Below are 16,683 nucleotides of genomic sequence, written 5' to 3' on the forward strand. Positions count from 1 at the left end.
GGGAGTTCAGGCCCGGTACAGCGCGTCGACCTCGTTCGCGTACGTGTTCTCGATGGCCTTGCGCTTCAGCTTCAGGGACGGGGTCAGCAGACCGTGTTCCTCGGTGAACGGCTGGGCCAGTATCCGGAAGGTGCGGATCGACTCGGCCTGCGAGACCAGGGTGTTGGCGGCCACCACCGCGCGCCGCACCTCGGCCTCCAGGTCGCCGTCCCGCACCAACTCCGCGGGGGACAACCGCGGTTTGCCGCGCATGGTGAGCCAGTGCTCGACGGCCTCGTGGTCGAGGGTGACGAGGGCCGCGACATAGGGGCGGTCGTTGCCGACGACGATGCACTGCGAGACCAGCGGATGGTCCCGCACCCGCTCCTCCAGGAGCCCCGGCGCGACACTCTTGCCTCCCGAGGTGACCAGGATCTCCTTCTTGCGCCCGGTGATGGTCAGATAGCCGTCCTCGTCGAGCGAGCCGAGGTCACCGGTGGCGAGCCAGCCGTCGTGCAGGGTCTCGTCGGTCGCCTTCTGGTTGTTGAGATAGCCCTGGAAGATGTTGGGGCCGTTCAGCCAGATCTCGCCGTCGTCCGCGATGTGCACGGTTACCCCCGGGATCGCCTGGCCGACCGTGCCGTAGCGGGTGCGCTCGGGAGGGTTGGCGGTCGCGGCGGCCGTCGACTCGGTGAGGCCGTAGCCCTCGTAGATCTGGACGCCCGCGCCCGCGAAGAACAGTCCGAGCCGCCGGTCCATGGCCGACCCGCCGGACATGGCGTTGCGGATCCGGCCGCCCATCGCGGCCCGCACCTTGGAGTAGACGAGTTTGTCGAAGAGCTGGTGCTGCATCCGCAGCCCGGCGGACGGGCCGGGACCGATGCCCCAGGCCTTCTCCTCGACCGCGTCCGCGTACTTCACCGCGATCTCCACGGCCTTCTCGAACGGCCCGGCCTTGCCGTCCTTCTCCGCCTTGCGGCGGGCCGCGTTGAAGACCTTCTCGAAGATGTACGGCACGGCGAGGATGAACGTCGGCCGGAACGCGACCAGGTCGGGCAGCAGGACGGCCGCGTTGAGCTGCGGCTGGTGTCCGAAACGGACCCCGCCGCGGATCGCCGCGACCTCCACCATCCGCCCGAAGACGTGCGCCAGCGGCAGGAACAGCAGGGTCGCCGCCTCGTCGCCCTTCTTCGAGTGGAAGACGGACTCCCAGGTGTCGATGACCGTGTCCGCCTCGTACATGAAGTTGCCGTGCGAGATGACACAGCCCTTGGGGCGCCCCGTGGTCCCCGACGTATAGATGATCGTCGCGGTCGAGTCCGGGGTCACGGCCTGGCGGTGCCGGTGCACCACCTCGTCCTCCAGATGCGCGCCGGCGTCGTACAACTCCTGCACGGCACCCGTGTCGAGCTGCCACAACTGGTGCAGCGCGGGGAGCCGGTCGATGACGGTGGCGATGGTCATCGCGTGGTCCTCGTGCTCGACCATCGCCGCCGAGACCTGCGCGTCGTGCAGCATCCAGAAGCACTGCTCGGCCGACGACGTGGGGTAGACCGGCACCACCTGGGCGCCGATCGTCCACAGCGCGAAGTCGAACAGCGTCCACTCGTAGCGGGTACGGGACATGATCGCGACCCGGTCGCCGAAGCGGACGCCTCGCGCGAGCAGGCCCTTGGCGAGGGCGAGGACCTCGTCGCGGAACTCGGCGGCGGTCACGTCCCGCCACTCGCCCTGCTCGTCCTTGCGGCCGAGGGAGACATGGAGGGGGTCGTCCTGGGCACGCTCGAAGACGACGTCGGCCAGACCGCCCACCGGCGGTGCCAACGCCAACGGAGGGTTGTTGAACTCGCGCAAACCCCGCTCCCCGCTCCTGTTGGCACTCCCCTGACAGCGCCGTGAAAGCTACCCCACCGGACGGAAGGGCGGGAGGGGGCCGGAAAGCGAGCGATCCTCACGTCCGCACTGGTCAGCGGCGGAAAATGCCCTCACAAGGGGAAGGGTCGGACAGAAATCCTTACGGTTCCGTAGGTTTCGGCCCCGTAATCTCCACTGAATCTGTACGACCCGGTCACCGCCCGCGTCCCGGTCGTCCGACGTCATCCGTGCGACGCCGTCTACTCCCCGCTCAGCGTCCGCACGGCGGATTCCGTCACTCCCGCCGTGCCGCTCGTCCGCTCCGCGCGACCCGCCCTGACCAGGGCGAGCACCAGCGCGCCCGCCGCCGTCCCGACGAACCCGGCCGTCACGAACACCGAGTCGAGCCCCGACGCGAACGCGGCCCGCAGCGCGTGCTCGGAGAACGTCCCGCGCAACGCCCCGGCCCCGCCGCCCGCCAGCGTGTGCGCCGCGTCGTGCGGGAGCGTGTCCCGCATCCGCGAGGTGAGGACGGTCCCGGACACGGCGACGCCGAGCGCGAACCCCAACTGCCGCACGGTGTTCACCGCGCCGCCCGCCATGCCCGCCCGCTCCGCGGGCACCGCCGCGAGGGCCGCCCCGGCGATCCCCGGCGCCACCAGCCCCGTGCCGACGCCCACCAGCACGAGCCCCGGCACCAGCGTCGTCCAGTCCGAACCGGCGTCCAGGACGGCCTGGCAGAAACACCCCGTGCCGATCAGCAGCAGCCCGCCGCCGATGGTCAGCCGGGCCGGCACCCCGTGCAGCAGCTTCCCCGCGAGCACCGACACCACGACCGCCGCCCCCGTCAGCGGCAGCAGCGTCAGCCCGCCGCGCACCGGGCTCATCCCCAGCACCGTCTGCAGCCAGATCGACAGATACGGCATCCCGCCGAACGCCACCCCGTTGAACGCGAGCGCCCCCGCCATCACCCCCACGAAGGCCGGCTTGCGCAGCAGTGCCAGATCCAGCAGCGGGTGCGCCACCCGCCGCTCCACCAGCACGAAACAGACCAGCGCGAGCGCCGAGACCGCGAAGGAGACGAGCGTGGGCCGCGCACCCCAGCCGTCCTCGCCGGCCCGCACCACCGCGTACGTCACCCCGCCCGCGAACCCCGCGAACGCCACCGTGCCCAGCCAGTCGACCCGCATCCCGCGCGTTCCCCGCGACTCCGGCACCACCCGCAGCGTCAGCCACACCGCGGCCACGCTCACCGGCAGGTTCACGAAGAAGATCCACCGCCAGCCCGGCCCCTCGGTGAGCACCCCGCCCAGCACCGGCCCGACCGCAGCGGCCCCACCGCTCACCGCGCCCCACACCCCGAGCGCCACCGACCGCTGCCGCCCCTGATACACCGAGGCCAGCAACGGCAGCGTCGTGGCGAGCATCGCCGCCGCCCCCACCCCCTGCACGGCCCGCGCGGCCACGAGCGCGCCCGGCCCGTCCGCGAGCCCGCACGCGAGCGACGCCACCGCGAACAGCACCACCCCCACCACATGCACCCGCCGGCGCCCCAGAGCGTCGGCCGCGGCACCGACCCCCAGCAGCAACGCGGCCAACGCCAGCGCGTACCCGTCGACCACCCACTGCAGATCACTCAACGACGCGTGCAACGACCGCGCCACGTCCGGCAGCGCGACCACCACGATCGTCACATCCAGCAACAACATGAACGTGCCCAGGCACACCGCCGTCAGCGGCCCCCATGTACGCATGCCCTCAACTCCCCTGTCCGGGCTGTGCAGTTCTCCGTACGATGGGCGCCACCCGGACGATCGGCACCGAGTCGGCCGCCTCACCGCCGGAATCCGACAGGAGCGGCCATGCAGGAGATGGAATCCGACACCCTGGACCGGCTCGACCTGCAACTGCTCATGGCCCTGGAGCTCAACGGCCGCGCCTCCTTCAGTCGCCTCGGCACGGTCCTCGGCGCCTCCGACCAGACCGTCGCCCGCCGCTACCGCAGGCTCACCGCCGAGGCCGGCCTCCGCGTCGTCGCCATCCGGGACGCCGAACGCCTCGGCCAGGACCAGTGGATGCTCCGCCTGCGCTGCGCCCCCGACAACGCCCTCAACATCGCCGACGCCCTCGCCAGACGCCCCGACACCGCCTGGATCGGCCTCGCCTCCGGCGGCACCGAGATCGTCTGCCTGACCCGCCCGCGCAGCCCCGGCGACTACGACGACCTCCTGCTCGGCAAACTCCCGCGCACCCCCAGCGTCCTGGACATCCGCGCCCACCAGATGCTGCACCGCTTCTACGGCGGCCCCACGGGCTGGTTGCGCCGCTTCAAGGTGCTCGCCGACGACCAGATCGCCGCCCTGCTCCCCGAACCGGCGCCACCGTCGGGCCCCGCCCGCATCGACCCCGGGGACGAGACCCTGATCGCCGTACTCGAACGGGACGGACGTGCCGGCTACCCCGAACTCCAGCGCGCCAGCGGCCGCTCCGAGTCCGCCGTCAAACGCCGGCTCGCCTCACTGATCGGCTCCGGAGCGGTCTACATCGACATCGAGTACGACTCGGAGGTGTTCGGCTACGCGCGCGCGGCCGTGCTGTGGATCACGGCGACCCCCGCGGCACTGCACTCGGTCGGCGAGGCACTGGCCACCCACGACCAGGTCGCCTACGCGTCCGCGACGGCCGGTACCTCCAACATCGTCGTGACGGCCGTCGTGAAGGACACGGCGGGGCTGTACGACTACCTCAGCGGACCCCTGGGGCAGCTCGACGGGGTGCGGCACGTGGAGGCGAGCCCGTTCCTGCGCCGGGTCAAACAGCTCACGTACCGGACGCTCCCCCTCAACTCGCCCACCCTCAAAGTAAGTTCAAGATAAATCATGCGCAAAACCAAGCACTCGGAGATGTGAGTCACAGTGTTCGGGCATCGAATGTGGCTTGTCCAAACCGAAGCCGCAGGGATTTCCCGAAAGATCTTTTCCAGTGCTGGAGAAAATCTTCGGAAGTTCTCCGGGCGCGACCCCTGAAGGGGATATGGAATTGAAGACCAAAAACGCTCACCGCAGGACTCTGGGTCGGCACCGGAAGGTGGTGGCGGCCTTGGCGGCGGCCACGGCCCTCCTCGGAGGAGGGTTGTACGCCAACGCGAACGCCGCGTCCGTCCAGTCCGAGCCGTCCAGCAGCGCATCCCCGTCGAACCCCGGATCGACCTCCCCGTCCGACCCCGGATCCACGTCCCCCTCCACCCCCGCATCCGCGTCCGCCCCCGTGCCCGAGCCCACGGGATCGACCGGCACGGGCACGGACGTCTCGGACGTGCTCGACGCCGCCACCACCTTCCTGAACACCCTGGACGACGACCAACAGGCCGACGTACTCCTCGACTTCACGCAGGCCAACGCCACCGCCTGGTCGAACCTCTCCTGCGGTGCGACCTGCCGGGTCGGCATCGAACTCAGCTCGCTCAGCGACACCCAGCTCGACGCGGCCAAGGCGGTCGTCGAGGCGGCCACCGGCACCGGCGACGACACCGGCTACGACCAGATCTCCCAGATCCTGGCGGCCGACGACGTCCTCGGCGAGACCGACAGCAGCTACGGCAGCGGCAACTACTACCTCGCCTTCCTGGGCACCCCGAGCACCACCGGCACCTGGCAACTGCACTTCGGCGGCGACCAGTTGGCCGTGAACCTCACCTACAAGGACGGCGAGGTCGAAGGCGCCACCCCGTACTTCGTCGGCGTCGAACCCACCACCTGGACCGACGACGACACCACCTACGCACCCCTCTCCGGGATGCACGACGGCCTGGTGTCCATGCTCGAAGGCCTGACCGACGACGAGCTGACGGAGGCGACGCTCTCCGACTCCACCACCGACGTGGTGCTCGGCCCGGACGACGACGGCGCCTTCCCCGACGCCAAGGAGGGCCTCGCGGCCGGCGAACTCACCGACGACCAGCAGCAGTTGATCCTCGACGCCATCGAGCCCTGGGTCGAGGCCGCGGACGACACGACCGCCGCGTCCACCCTGAGCACCTACGAGTCGGAGCTCGACGACACCTACATCTCGTACTCCGGCACCAGCGCACTGGACACCGCGGGCGACTACGTACGCATCGATGGACCCGGTGTCTGGATCGAGTTCTCGGTCCAGGACGGCGTAGTCGACACCAGCCGGCTCAACTACAGCAGCGTCTACCGCGACCACGAAACCGACTACGGAGGAGAGTTCTCCTTCTCCTGAACCTGACCCGCCAGCCGGCATAACGGGCGGCGCTGCTCCCGGCAGCGCCGCCCGCTGTCGCACATTTCCCCGCGACCGGTCGAGGAATTCACCGCCGACGATATTCCCGCCGGTGCAGTCCAAGTAATTCACCCGCCTCTTTCGGGCTGCGAAAAAAGTCGCCGCCGGAGTCGCCGCCGGAGTCTTCCGCAAAGAAAATACGGAGCTACGGACCCCGCCGATGCAGCCGATCCCCACCCGCCAGGATCGCCGCCGCCAGCGCGTCCGCCGCCCCCTGCGCCGAAACCCGCCGCCGCCCGTGGACCAGCACGAAGTCGACCTCGCCCAGCTCCGGCAGCCCCGCCCGCTCCGGCACCCGCACAAGTCCCGGCGGCACCAACCCCTTCGAGTGCGCCATCACCCCGAGTCCCGCCCGGGCGGCGGCGATCAGCCCGTTCAGGCTGCCGCTCGTGCACGCGATCCGCCAGGCCCGCCCCTGCCGCTCCAACGCCTCCATGGCGAGCGCCCGCGTGATCCCCGGCGGCGGATAGACGATCAGCGGCACCGGGCGATCGACGTCCAGCCGGAGCCGCTCCGCACCGATCCACACCAACTTGTCGTGCCAGACCGGTTCACCCCGCGGATCCTCGGCCCGCCGCTTCGCCAGCACCAGGTCCAGCTTCCCGGCGGCCAGTTGCTCGTGCAGCGTGCCGGACAGCTCGACCGTCAGCTCCAGGTCGACCTCGGGATGCTCGTACCGGAAGCCCTCCAGGATCTCCGGCAGCCGGGTCAGGACGAAGTCCTCGGACGCGCCGAAGCGCAGCCGGCCGCGCAACCGGGTGCCGGTGAAGAACGCCGACGCCTGCTCCTGCACCTCCAGGATCCGGCGCGCGAAGCCGAGCATCGCCTCGCCGTCCTCGGTCAGCTCCACGGAGTGCGTGTCCCGGGTGAACAGTTGCCGTCCCGTCGCGTCCTCCAGCCGCCGCACATGCTGGCTCACCGTCGACTGACGCAGCCCGAGCCGCCGGGCGGCCTGCGTGAAACTCAGGGTCTGGGACACCGCGAGGAAGGTCCGCAGGTGAGAGAGGTCGTACATGGCATACACCATGGCATACAACGCATCCGGTCATCGCGAAACATGATGACAGTCAGAGCGGTATGACGGATTCCCGATCAAGAAGCCGGAGAGGAGGATGGGGAGGGCACGAGTCCGCGCCGGACGACGGACCGGACGTACAGCGAAGTAGTGGAGCACAGTGAAACGCCTGCGATGGCCGAGTCGGATGCCGATCGACCCCTACATCCTGCTGCTCCTCGGGACGGTGGGCCTCGCCGCACTCCTCCCCGCCAGAGGCACGGGCGCAGACATCGCCTCGGGCGCCTCCACGGCCGCGATCGCCTTCCTCTTCTTCCTCTACGGCGCCCGGCTGTCGACCCGTGAGGCACTGGACGGGCTCAAGCACTGGCGGCTGCACACCACCGTCCTTGCCTGCACCTTCGTCGTCTTCCCGCTGCTGGGCCTGGCCGCCCGCGGTCTCGTCCCGGTGCTCCTGACCCACCCCCTCTACCAGGGGCTGCTCTTCCTCACCCTCGTCCCGTCGACCGTCCAGTCGTCGATCGCGTTCACCTCGATCGCGCGCGGCAACGTACCCGCCGCGATCTGCGCCGGCTCCTTCTCCTCCCTCGCCGGCATCGTCATCACCCCGCTGCTCGCCGCCGCCCTGCTCGGCGGCGACGCGGGCGGCTTCTCCGCCGACTCCGTCGTCAAGATCGTGCTGCAACTCCTGGTGCCGTTCCTGGCCGGGCAGGTGCTGCGGCGCTGCGGAATTGAAGGGGGCCGCGCGAAGCGCGTCGAGCAGGGTGGTGGTGGGCGACGGGTGGGCGGCTTCATCACCCGGCACAAGAAGGTCCTCGGCTACGTCGACCGCGCCTCGATCCTCCTCGTCGTGTACACCGCGTTCAGCGAGGGCATGGTCCAGGGCATCTGGCACCAGGTCAGCGCGGCCCGCCTCGGCGCACTGCTCGCCGTCGAGGCCGTCATCCTCGCCGTGATGCTCACCCTGACCTGGTACGGCGGCAAGGCGCTGCGCTTCGACCGGGAGGACCGGATAGCCATCCAGTTCGCCGGCTCGAAGAAGTCCCTCGCCTCCGGACTGCCCATGGCCAGCGTCCTGTTCGGCGCCCACGCCTCCCTCGCCGTGCTGCCGCTGATGCTCTTCCACCAGATGCAGTTGATGGTGTGCGCCGTCATCGCCAAGCGCCGCGCCCGCGATCCGCAGCCCGAGGTCATCGAGACGGCGGCCCCAACCGCAGGGTCACGAACCGCGGTCGGTACAGCGACACGTTCCGGCTGAGGTTCCAGGCGGCCGAAGTGGCCGTCGCGTCCAGCCAGTTGACGTCGTAGCTCAGGACGATCCGGCCGCCGTCGCCGAGCGCGGAATGGGTCTGCGGGTTGTACGCGGCGACCTGCCCCGGCGGCAGCGGCGGGCTGAAACTCCTGGTCGGCCCGTGCCACGGCCCGACGGGCGAACAGGCCCAGTACGAGGTCACGGTGGTCAGCCCCCGGCTGCCCGCCGCCATCGTGAACAGGACGTACGTCCCGCCGTCCCGCACCACCGAGAACGCGCTGCCCACACCCGTGTGCCGACCGTCCCCGAGCACCGCTCGCGGCCCCGCCCGGGCCGTCCACGCGGAGCCGTCCCAGTACTCCCAGGCACCCGGCTCCCCGAGCCGCCCCTCCGGCACCCGCGCCACATACGCCGAGGAGGTCGGCCGGGCCGCGGCCTGCGCGTCGTTCCCGCCGAACACATACGTCCAGCCGCCCACCGCGACCGCCGTCGTCCCGAACTGCACCCGCCGCGAAGGGTCTTGGACGAACTGCTGGTCGAAGACCTTCACGATCGATTCCACCCGCAGTTCCGGCAGCGACAGCGTGGCCACCTCGGTCGCGGTCGGAACGCCGTAGATCCACGGGTACGGTCCGGCCGTCCGTGTCCACAGCAGCACCCGTACGACCGACTCGGCCGAACCGGGGGAGCGGGGCTCGACGCGGGCCGCCACCGGCCAACGCCACTCGTTCGGGCCCGGATCGGGGAACAGCGGGGCGGGAAGCGTGAGTTGAGGGCGCCCGTCGCGCATCACCACCGCCGAGTTGCGCACCAGGGGCGCGGTGGTGTCGCGCCAGGCGTACGACTCGCCGACCGGGTTGGGCGGGCCGTGCACCTGGCCGAGATAGGTGTCGGAGAACAGCCACAGCACCCGCCCGTCCGGCAGCCGCACCGAGTGGGTGCCGTCGCCGCCGGTCCAGTCGTCGGTGCGGGACTCGTCGTCGCCGTACGCGGCAAAGGAGTTGGTGAGCCTCGTGTCGTTCGACCAGGAGCGCACCGCGGCGGCCGTGCACGCGCCGCCGCCCTCCCGGTCGTGGTCCTTGGGGAGGGCGGTGAGCAGCACGGCCGCGAGAACCAGGGTCAGCAGCAGGCCGACCCCGGCTCCCGTCCGCTGTCGTGCTCGTCGGTCCTCGGGCACGCCCGGGACGTTAGTGGCTGCCGCTCACATGGTCCATGGGCAGCCACAGGACGGTCCCGGCGGTGGCGGGCCGCGGCGCGGCCAGTTCGTCGTCCGTCAACAGCCGGTCCCAGACGTGGACTTCGTCGATCGACCCGGTCAAGTACTGCATGCTGTCCATGCGTTGGCCGATGTGCACGCCGAACGGCGAGTTGCGGCTGACGGAGCCCACGATGTCCGCCGTGCTCACCGCCGTACCGTCGACGGACAGCGTCAACTGCCCACCGCCGCGCCGCAGTACGGCCCTGTGCCACTGGCCGTCGTTGTAGGCGCCGACGGTGACCACGGAGGTGGTGTGGACGGTCGTCGCGCCGACCCGGGTGGTGATCAGCGCCCGGACATGGTTGCCCGCGGGCTCACCGCGCAGCCAGACCTGTGGCTGGGTGGTGCCGACCCCACCCGTCCACAGGAACGGCTGATCGCCCGTCGTGGCGGTGTACCGGAACCAGAGGGACACCGTGAAGTCCTTTGTCCCCAGCGGGAGTCGGTCGCTGTACGGCAGCCGTACCGCGTCGTCGACGCCGTCGAAGGACAGGGCGCCGCCGGACACGCCGTCCGTCTCCTGGGCGCCGCCGAGGACCGCCGCACGTCGGGCGTGCGGGGCGAGGTCGGCGGTCGTCGGGTCCGGGCCGCGACGCGGTTGCAGCCAGGCCTCGTTGAAGCGGGTGAAGCGGATCTCGTCGGTCGCGGTCACCGCGCCGCCCTCGTACAGCAGCCCCACCGTGTCGCCGCTGATCCGCGCCATGTCGGAGTAGCCCGACCAGTCCTTCGTCACGACCGTGCCGCGGTCCACGCTGTCCCAGGTGCGGCCGCCGTCGTAGGAGGAGCGGATCATCATCGTCCGGCGGCGGTCCGGGTCGGCGTCGCAGGCCAGCAGAGTGCGGGAGCCGACGCCGAGCGTCGAGCACTGGACCTGCGGGGCGTACAGGTCGGGCAGGTCGCGGAACGGCGCGGTGAAGCTGTCGCCGCCGTCGCGGCTGACCGCCTGGGTGCGGTGGCCGAGGTCGGTGCCGTCCTGCTCACGGCCGCTCACCAGGATCGAACCGTCGGTGCGCTCGCTCGGCGTCACCTCGGACGGCTTCTGCCGCCAGGTCCCGTCGGCCGCGATCGGGTACGAGTCGGTGGCGCCGATCCTCCAGTGGTCGCCGCCGTCGTCGCTCACGATCAGCGCCGCGTTGTTCGCGGTGACCCGACTGCCGTCCCAGGTCTCGGTGTTGACGCCGAACACGAGCCGGCCCTTGTGCTTGCCGCGGGTGAGCTGGATGCCGTGCACGGGGCCGGTGGCGTACCAGGAGTTCCAGTTCGGGGGCAGGATCTCGTCGCTCAGGTCACGCGGCTGCGACCAGGTGAGACCGTCGTCGTCGCTGTACTGGAGGTGAGGGGTGCGGTCGCAGGGGACCGAGCAACCGGCGCCGTCCGTACGGCCCGTGTTGTACGTCTCGGCGAGCAGGATGCGGCCGGTCCGACGGTCCACGATGGGCGCCGGGTTGCCGTGGGTGTCGCCGTCGCCGTGGTTGACGACCCGCAGCGGGCTCCAGGTGCGGCCGTCGTCCGTGGAGCGCTTGACGACGATGTCGATGTCGCCGGCGTCACCGCAGTTGAGGATCCGGCCCTCGGCGAACGCGAGCAGTGTGCCCTCGTCCGTCCTCACGACGGCCGGGATCCGGAAGCAGGCGTACCCCGCGTCCTGGGGAGCCTTGAAGAGGACCTGCTGGTCGAACTCGGGGGTGGGGGAGGCGGTTTGGGCGGAGGCGGTGGAGGTGGAAGCGGTTTGGGCGGTGGCGTGCGCCGGGCTCGGGAGCACGAGCAGCGCGGCCAGGGTGAGTGCGGCGGTCAGGGTGGATCTCAGACGTGTGCGAAGCCTTGACGGCATGGAGCGACCTGCCCTTCATTTATCCGGACATTCGGACATCCCACGTCCAACGGGCGCGTCACAGACGTTAGTTGGGGCCTCCCGTGCCTCACAAGAAGCGTGCACCGGTGGTGACGGAGTGTCAGGGCCGACGGGGCCTGTCAGGGGCGCAGCACAACCTTGCCCAGATTGCTCCGCGACTCGATCACCTCGTGCGCCTTCGCCGCGTCCGCCAGCGCGAACTCCCCGTGCACCGCCGGTTTCAGGGCACCCTCCGCGAACAGCCGCCACAGCTCCCGCCGCCACCGCTCGCACAACTCCGGCCGCCCGCGCGCGATCCGCGCCATCTGGAACCCGATCACGGACTTGGCGCCCACGAGAAGGTCGTAGGCCTGGATCGTCCCGCCGCCCGAGCTGTACGCCACGAGCCGCCCGCCCGGGACGAGCGCCGCCACCGCCGGGGTGAGCAACTCGCCGCCCACCGCGTCGAGTACGTAGTCGACGGGGTCGCCCCAGTCCGGGCTGCCGTAGGCGATCACCTCGTCGGCGCCCAGCGCGCGCACGAAGCCCGCCTTCGCCGGATCGGAGACCGCGCCCACGACCCGTCCCGCGCCGCGCGCCTTCGCCAACTGCACGGCGAGATGGCCGACTCCGCTCGCCGCCGCCGTGATCAGCGCGGCCTCGCCCGGTTCGGGGCGGGCCGCGTCCAGTGTGCCCAGGGCCACCAGTCCGCTGCGGACGAGCGCGACCGCGTCGACGGCCGACGCGGCATCGGGCACGGAGGAGGCCATGGCCTCGTGAAGTACCGCGAAGTCGGCGTACCCGTGCCCGAAGCAGAGCCCGGTCACCCGCTCACCCACCCGGAAGCGGGTCACGCCCTGTCCTACGGCGGCCACCTCGCCCGCGATCTCGCCGCCGAGCGGGATCGGCTCGGCGGTCTCGGTGACCTTGCGGACGACGGGCAGGGTGACGCCGATCGCCTCGGTACGGACGAGGAGTTCGCCGGGGCCCGGTGCGGGGACGGGGGTCTCCTCCAGGAACAGCGGGCCGCCGGTGGACTCGTACCGGACGCGACGCATCGCACCTCCAGGGAGTGGTGGCAGGGGAGGGGGTGGCAGCAGCAGGGGGAGTAGAGGCGGCAGGGGCAGTGGTGGCAGCAGATGGCAACAGGTGGAAGTCGTTGGGAGTCCCCATGGTATTCGGGGTTTCGTTGGGAAGTCCAATGACTTTTCGCTAGGCTGCCCGCATGGCCGAAACACCGCTCCCCGCACCCCTCGCCGCGATCCGCTCCCTCCCCAGTTGGCTCCTCGGTCGAGCCGCCGCCCGCGGCCGGGCCCTCGTCGCCGACGCCCTTGCCGCCGAAGGGCTGAAGATGTGGCACCACGTCGTGCTCTCCGCCGTCCGCGACCTCGCGCCCGTCGCCCAGGCCGACCTCGGCCGTGGCGTCGGGCTCGATCCCAAGGATCTGGTCGGCGTCCTCAACGACCTCCAGGCCGCGCACCTGGTCGTACGGGAGCCGGACCCGAAGGACCGCCGCAAGAACGCGGTGTCGCTCACGACCGAGGGCGCACGGCTGCTGAAGCGCTGCGAGAAGGCGGCCCGCGAGGCCAACGAACAGCTCCTCGCCCCGCTGGCGGCGGCCGAACGCGACCAGTTCATGGGCCTGTTGATCCGGATCTCCGGTACGGACGGCTGATGGCGGCTAACGTTCCGTCATGACCCCACCGCAGACTCCCGAACCCCGGCTCGCCCTCGACCCCGAGCGCACCGCCCTGGTCCTCGTCGACCTGATGGACCGCATCGTCGCGCTGCCGCTCGAACCGTACAAGGGCACCGAAGTCCTCGCCGTGGCCGAGGAGTTGGCCGCCCGCTTCCGTTCCGCCGGCGCGCTCGTCGTCCTCGTCCGGGTCGAACGTCCCGGCATCGCCGAGCAGCCCGCCGGCAGTGGACTCGCCGCCGGGCTGTTCCGGGAAGGGGACGTGGAGATCGTGAAGCGGACGATCGGCGGCTTCCAGGGCACGGGACTTGACGAACGCCTGCGCGAACGGGGCGTCGACACCCTGGTGTTCGGCGGGATCGCCACCAACCTCGGTGTGGAGTCCACCGCCCGCGCCGCCGGCGACCTCGGCTATCGGCTCGTCTTCGTCGAGGACGCCCTGAGCGCACTCACCGCGGCCGAGCACCAGGCATCGGTCAGGCTCGACTTCCCGCGACTGGGCTCGGTGGTGACGGCGACGGAGGTGCGCTTCGGGACGGGCGGCTGAGGCGGGCTGCGCGCCGGGCGGTCCACGCTGGTCGGCTCGGCTCGGCTCGGCTCGGCTCGGCTCGGCCTCGCGCCAGGTGCCCGATGTGGGCTTCGCGCCGGGTGCCCGACTCGGGCGGCGGAGCGGTTGGACGAGGACCGTGCCGCCGTCCACGACCACCGTCGAACCGGTGCTGTAGCCGCCGCGCATCGAATACAGAATCGGATACAGCTACGCGTCGGTGATGTCCTCCGGTTCCCCGATCCGGCCGACCGGGAGCGACCCGGCGACGGACTCGAACAGCCCGCCCCGGTGCTTCTCACCCATCTCCCGCCACAGATCGGTGCGGACCACACCCGGGGCGACCACGTTGAACCGCAGCGGCGCCGGCTCCGGAGCCAGCGCCCGGGTCAGCGGTTCCATCGCCCCGCACAGCGCGCCGGCGACGGTCGTGCCCGGCAACGACCTCCGTCTGGCGGCGCCCGTGGTCAGGGCCACGGAACCGCCCCCCCCCGGATCGACGGAGCGCCGTACTTCACGGCCGTGTACGCGCGGTCTTCGCCGGGGTGCGCAGGGCTGAGGCAGGGGCGCGATCTTTGCCAGGGTTGGGAGGGGTGGGGCGAGACGCGGTCCTCGCGCGGGCTCGTAGGGCTGACGTGGGGCGCGAGCCTCGCCGGGGCCGCACGGTTGACGGGGCACGGGATGTGCAGGGCGGAGCCAAGTGTCGAGGCGCGGGCTTCGCAGGGCGCTCGGGGCTGAGGCACAGGTGCCGGGTCGTAGGGCTCGCACGGCCCGCAGGGGCGAGACAGGGGGACGGTCCCCGCAGGGCCCGCAGTACTGAGGCGGGGCCCCTGCGGCGCAGGGGGCGCTCCCCGCCGGTCGGGGCCCCGCCGCCGTGACGCGGGGCGGGGGCTCAGCCCTGGGCGGCCGCGGCCCGCAGGGCGATACGGTCCTCGCCCGCGTACACGTTCATGTTGCTGCCCCGCAGGAAGCCCACCAGGGTCAGACCCGTCTCCGCCGCGAGGTCCACGGCCAGCGACGAGGGTGCCGACACCGCCGCCAGCATCGGGATGCCCGCCATGACTGCCTTCTGCGCCAGCTCGAAGGAGGCCCGGCCCGACACCAGCAGGATCACCCGGGACAGCGGCAGGTCACCGTTCTGCAGGGCCCGGCCGACCAGCTTGTCGACCGCGTTGTGCCGGCCCACGTCCTCCCGTACGTCCAGCAGCTCGCCCTCCTCGCTGAACAGGGCCGCCGCGTGCAGACCCCCGGTCCGGTCGAAGACCCGCTGGGCCGCGCGCAGCCGGTCGGGGAGGCTCGCGAGCAGTGCGGGCTCGACACGGACCGGGGGAGTGTCGGCGATGGGCCAGCGTGCCGTCGTACGGACCGCGTCCAGGCTCGCCTTGCCGCACAGACCGCACGAGGACGTCGTATACACGTTCCGCTCCAACGTGATGTCCGGAATCACCACGTCCGGAGCGGTCCGTACGTCCACCACGTTGTACGAGTTCGAACCTCCCCCACTCTCGGCTCCGCTCGAGCGGGAGGGGCCCCCACCCGTTGCCCCCGCGCAGTAGACGATGTTCTGCAGATCGTATGCGTTCGCCAGTACACCCTCGCTGACCAGGAACCCGGCCGCGAGCGCGAAGTCGTCGCCCGGTGTGCGCATGGTGATCGCGAGCGGCTTGCCGTTGAGCCGGATCTCCAGGGGTTCCTCGGCGACGAGCGTGTCCGGGCGGCTGGAGACCGCGCCGTCCCGGATCCGGATCACCTTGCGTCGTTCCGTGACTCGTCCCATGTCCTGATCAGCCCCGGTTCTGTACGTGCTGGCAGCCGAAACGGCCCTTGCTGCGGAGGTGACCCTCACGCCTTCATTGTCCTGCACGCGCGAAGTGAGCTCGCGGCCCACCCGCGCCTCCTCGTACGGCACCTCATGCGGCACCTCATGCGGCACTTCTCAGCGCGAGCAGGTCGGAGATGGCGTGCACGGTGCGCAGGGTGGGCACCTCCACACCCGTGATCTCCGCCAACTCGACCACGGCCGCGAGGAGTACGTCGAGTTCGAGCGGCTTGCCGCGCTCCAGATCCTGGAGCGTCGAGGTGCGATGGTCGCCGACGCGCTCCGCGCCCGCGAGCCGCCGCTCGATGGAGACACCGACCTCGCAGCCCAGGGCCCCGGCGACGGACAGCGTCTCGGTCATCATGATCTCGATGACCTTGCGGGTACCGCCGTGCAGACACATCTGCCGCATCGTGGCGCGGGCCAGCGCGCTGATCGGGTTGAAGGAGATGTTGCCGAGCAGCTTGAGCCAGATGTCGTTGCGCAGCTCCGGCTCCACCGGGCACTTCAACCCGCCCTCCCGCATGGCCTCGCTCAGCGCCAGACACCGCGCCGAGACGCTCCGGTCGGGCTCCCCGATCGAGAACCGGGTGCCTTCGAGATGGCGCACAACTCCCGGTCCCGCCAGCTCGGTTGCCGCGTAGACGACACAGCCGACGGCCCGTTCGGGCGCGAGCACCGCACTGACCGCGCCGTCCGGGTCCACACTCTCGATGCGCTGCCCGTCGTAGGGGCCGCCGTGCGCGTGGAAGTACCACCAGGGGATGCCGTTCTGGGCGGCCACGACCGCGGTGGTGTCGTGCAGCAGGGGCTCGATCAGCGGCCCGCACGCCGCGTACGAGTTGGCCTTCAGACCGAGGAGGACGAAGTCGACCGGGCCGATCTCGGCCGGGTCGTCGGTGGCATGGGCGCGGGCGGTGAAGTCGCCGCGCGGGCTGAGCACTTGGACGCCGTGCTGCCTCATGGCCGCGAGATGCGGTCCACGGGCGACGAGATGCACATCGGCGCCCGCGCGGTGGAGCGCGGCGCCGACATAGGCGCCGATCGCACCGGCGCCGAGGACTGCGACTTTCACCGGAGACTCTCCGTTCGGTCGAGGGAGTACCGCGGAGGTGGAAGCGAGACGG

The 16,683-nt window shown here is 71.2% G+C and carries 14 protein-coding genes; 5 read left to right on the forward strand and 9 right to left on the reverse strand.

Annotation, left to right across the window (positions count from 1 at the left end; all coding sequences use genetic code 11):
* Positions 1 to 6: 6 nt before the first annotated feature.
* Together OG223_RS42775 and OG223_RS42780 are read right to left on the reverse strand one after the other, a co-directional pair.
* Positions 7 to 1,833: an AMP-dependent synthetase/ligase gene (locus OG223_RS42775; protein ID WP_329261154.1), complete on the reverse strand. Its 1,827-nt coding sequence runs from the start codon at positions 1,831 to 1,833 to the stop codon at positions 7 to 9.
* 260 nt (positions 1,834 to 2,093) lie between these two features.
* On the reverse strand, positions 2,094 to 3,587 hold the full coding sequence (locus OG223_RS42780) for an MFS transporter (protein ID WP_329261156.1): 1,494 nt from the start codon (positions 3,585 to 3,587) through the stop codon (positions 2,094 to 2,096).
* Positions 3,588 to 3,695: 108 nt separating this feature from the next.
* On the opposite strand from OG223_RS42780, the gene OG223_RS42785 reads away from it, so the two are divergent.
* Positions 3,696 to 4,709 (forward strand): Lrp/AsnC family transcriptional regulator, encoded by a 1,014-nt coding sequence (locus OG223_RS42785; RefSeq protein WP_329261158.1) that lies wholly within the window; start codon positions 3,696 to 3,698, stop codon positions 4,707 to 4,709.
* Positions 4,710 to 4,932: 223 nt separating this feature from the next.
* On the forward strand, positions 4,933 to 6,078 hold the full coding sequence (locus OG223_RS42790) for a DUF3500 domain-containing protein (RefSeq protein WP_329261161.1): 1,146 nt from the start codon (positions 4,933 to 4,935) through the stop codon (positions 6,076 to 6,078).
* 205 nt (positions 6,079 to 6,283) lie between these two features.
* Here OG223_RS42790 and OG223_RS42795 read toward each other — a convergent pair whose 3' ends face one another.
* Positions 6,284 to 7,153 carry a LysR substrate-binding domain-containing protein gene (locus tag OG223_RS42795; protein WP_329261163.1) on the reverse strand — a complete coding sequence of 290 codons (870 nt, stop codon included), beginning with the start codon at positions 7,151 to 7,153 and terminating at the stop codon, positions 6,284 to 6,286.
* A gap of 187 nt (positions 7,154 to 7,340) precedes the next feature.
* Here OG223_RS42795 and OG223_RS42800 point away from each other — a divergent pair, with 187 nt between their 5' ends.
* Entirely contained in the window at positions 7,341 to 8,411 is a 1,071-nt protein-coding gene (locus OG223_RS42800) for a bile acid:sodium symporter family protein (RefSeq protein WP_329261166.1), read from the forward strand.
* On the opposite strand, the gene OG223_RS42805 is transcribed toward OG223_RS42800, so the two are convergent.
* The 3 genes from OG223_RS42805 to OG223_RS42815 form a co-directional block, all read right to left on the reverse strand.
* Entirely contained in the window at positions 8,344 to 9,582 is a 1,239-nt protein-coding gene (locus tag OG223_RS42805) for a hypothetical protein (protein WP_329261169.1), read from the reverse strand. The two genes, OG223_RS42800 and OG223_RS42805, sit on opposite strands and share 68 nt — an antisense overlap.
* A 10-nt stretch (positions 9,583 to 9,592) precedes the next feature.
* Positions 9,593 to 11,494 carry a sialidase family protein gene (locus OG223_RS42810; protein WP_329261172.1) on the reverse strand — a complete coding sequence of 634 codons (1,902 nt, stop codon included), beginning with the start codon at positions 11,492 to 11,494 and terminating at the stop codon, positions 9,593 to 9,595.
* Between the two features lie 140 nt (positions 11,495 to 11,634).
* The gene (locus tag OG223_RS42815) at positions 11,635 to 12,552 is read right to left on the reverse strand and encodes a quinone oxidoreductase family protein (protein WP_329261174.1); all 918 of its coding nucleotides are present in this window, start codon (positions 12,550 to 12,552) and stop codon (positions 11,635 to 11,637) included.
* 167 nt (positions 12,553 to 12,719) lie between these two features.
* On the opposite strand from OG223_RS42815, the gene OG223_RS42820 reads away from it, so the two are divergent.
* Complete coding sequence (locus tag OG223_RS42820; protein WP_329261177.1) at positions 12,720 to 13,169, forward strand: MarR family winged helix-turn-helix transcriptional regulator; 450 nt, start codon at positions 12,720 to 12,722, stop codon at positions 13,167 to 13,169.
* A 19-nt stretch (positions 13,170 to 13,188) separates the two neighbouring features.
* On the forward strand, positions 13,189 to 13,737 hold the full coding sequence (locus tag OG223_RS42825) for an isochorismatase family protein (protein ID WP_329261180.1): 549 nt from the start codon (positions 13,189 to 13,191) through the stop codon (positions 13,735 to 13,737).
* Positions 13,738 to 13,947: 210 nt separating this feature from the next.
* On the opposite strand, the gene OG223_RS42830 is transcribed toward OG223_RS42825, so the two are convergent.
* The 3 genes from OG223_RS42830 to OG223_RS42840 all read right to left on the reverse strand — a co-directional run bounded on the left by OG223_RS42830 (position 13,948) and on the right by OG223_RS42840 (position 16,631).
* Positions 13,948 to 14,214, reverse strand: coding sequence for an SDR family oxidoreductase (locus OG223_RS42830; RefSeq protein WP_329261183.1), 267 nt, complete (start codon positions 14,212 to 14,214; stop codon positions 13,948 to 13,950).
* Positions 14,215 to 14,629: 415 nt separating this feature from the next.
* The gene (gene fdhD, locus OG223_RS42835) at positions 14,630 to 15,514 is read right to left on the reverse strand and encodes a formate dehydrogenase accessory sulfurtransferase FdhD (protein ID WP_329261185.1); all 885 of its coding nucleotides are present in this window, start codon (positions 15,512 to 15,514) and stop codon (positions 14,630 to 14,632) included.
* A 145-nt stretch (positions 15,515 to 15,659) separates the two neighbouring features.
* Entirely contained in the window at positions 15,660 to 16,631 is a 972-nt protein-coding gene (locus OG223_RS42840) for a 2-dehydropantoate 2-reductase (RefSeq protein ID WP_329261188.1), read from the reverse strand.
* Between the last annotated feature and the right edge of the window lie 52 nt (positions 16,632 to 16,683).

Origin of the sequence: Streptomyces sp. NBC_01478 (assembly GCF_036227225.1) — a bacterium.
GTDB lineage: Bacteria > Actinomycetota > Actinomycetes > Streptomycetales > Streptomycetaceae > Streptomyces.

What these genes read in the sequence shown, in the direction of transcription:
- OG223_RS42780 (WP_329261156.1), bottom strand. Translation starts at nt 3,587, where the DNA reads ATGCGTACATGGGGGCCGCTGACGGCGGTGTGCCTGGGCACGTTCATG.
- OG223_RS42785 (WP_329261158.1), top strand. Translation starts at nt 3,696, where the DNA reads ATGCAGGAGATGGAATCCGACACCCTGGACCGGCTCGACCTGCAACTG.
- OG223_RS42795 (WP_329261163.1), bottom strand. Translation starts at nt 7,153, where the DNA reads ATGTACGACCTCTCTCACCTGCGGACCTTCCTCGCGGTGTCCCAGACC.
- OG223_RS42800 (WP_329261166.1), top strand. Translation starts at nt 7,341, where the DNA reads ATGCCGATCGACCCCTACATCCTGCTGCTCCTCGGGACGGTGGGCCTC.
- OG223_RS42810 (WP_329261172.1), bottom strand. Translation starts at nt 11,494, where the DNA reads ATGCCGTCAAGGCTTCGCACACGTCTGAGATCCACCCTGACCGCCGCA.
- OG223_RS42815 (WP_329261174.1), bottom strand. Translation starts at nt 12,552, where the DNA reads ATGCGTCGCGTCCGGTACGAGTCCACCGGCGGCCCGCTGTTCCTGGAG.
- OG223_RS42820 (WP_329261177.1), top strand. Translation starts at nt 12,720, where the DNA reads ATGGCCGAAACACCGCTCCCCGCACCCCTCGCCGCGATCCGCTCCCTC.
- OG223_RS42825 (WP_329261180.1), top strand. Translation starts at nt 13,189, where the DNA reads ATGACCCCACCGCAGACTCCCGAACCCCGGCTCGCCCTCGACCCCGAG.
- fdhD (WP_329261185.1), bottom strand. Translation starts at nt 15,514, where the DNA reads ATGGGACGAGTCACGGAACGACGCAAGGTGATCCGGATCCGGGACGGC.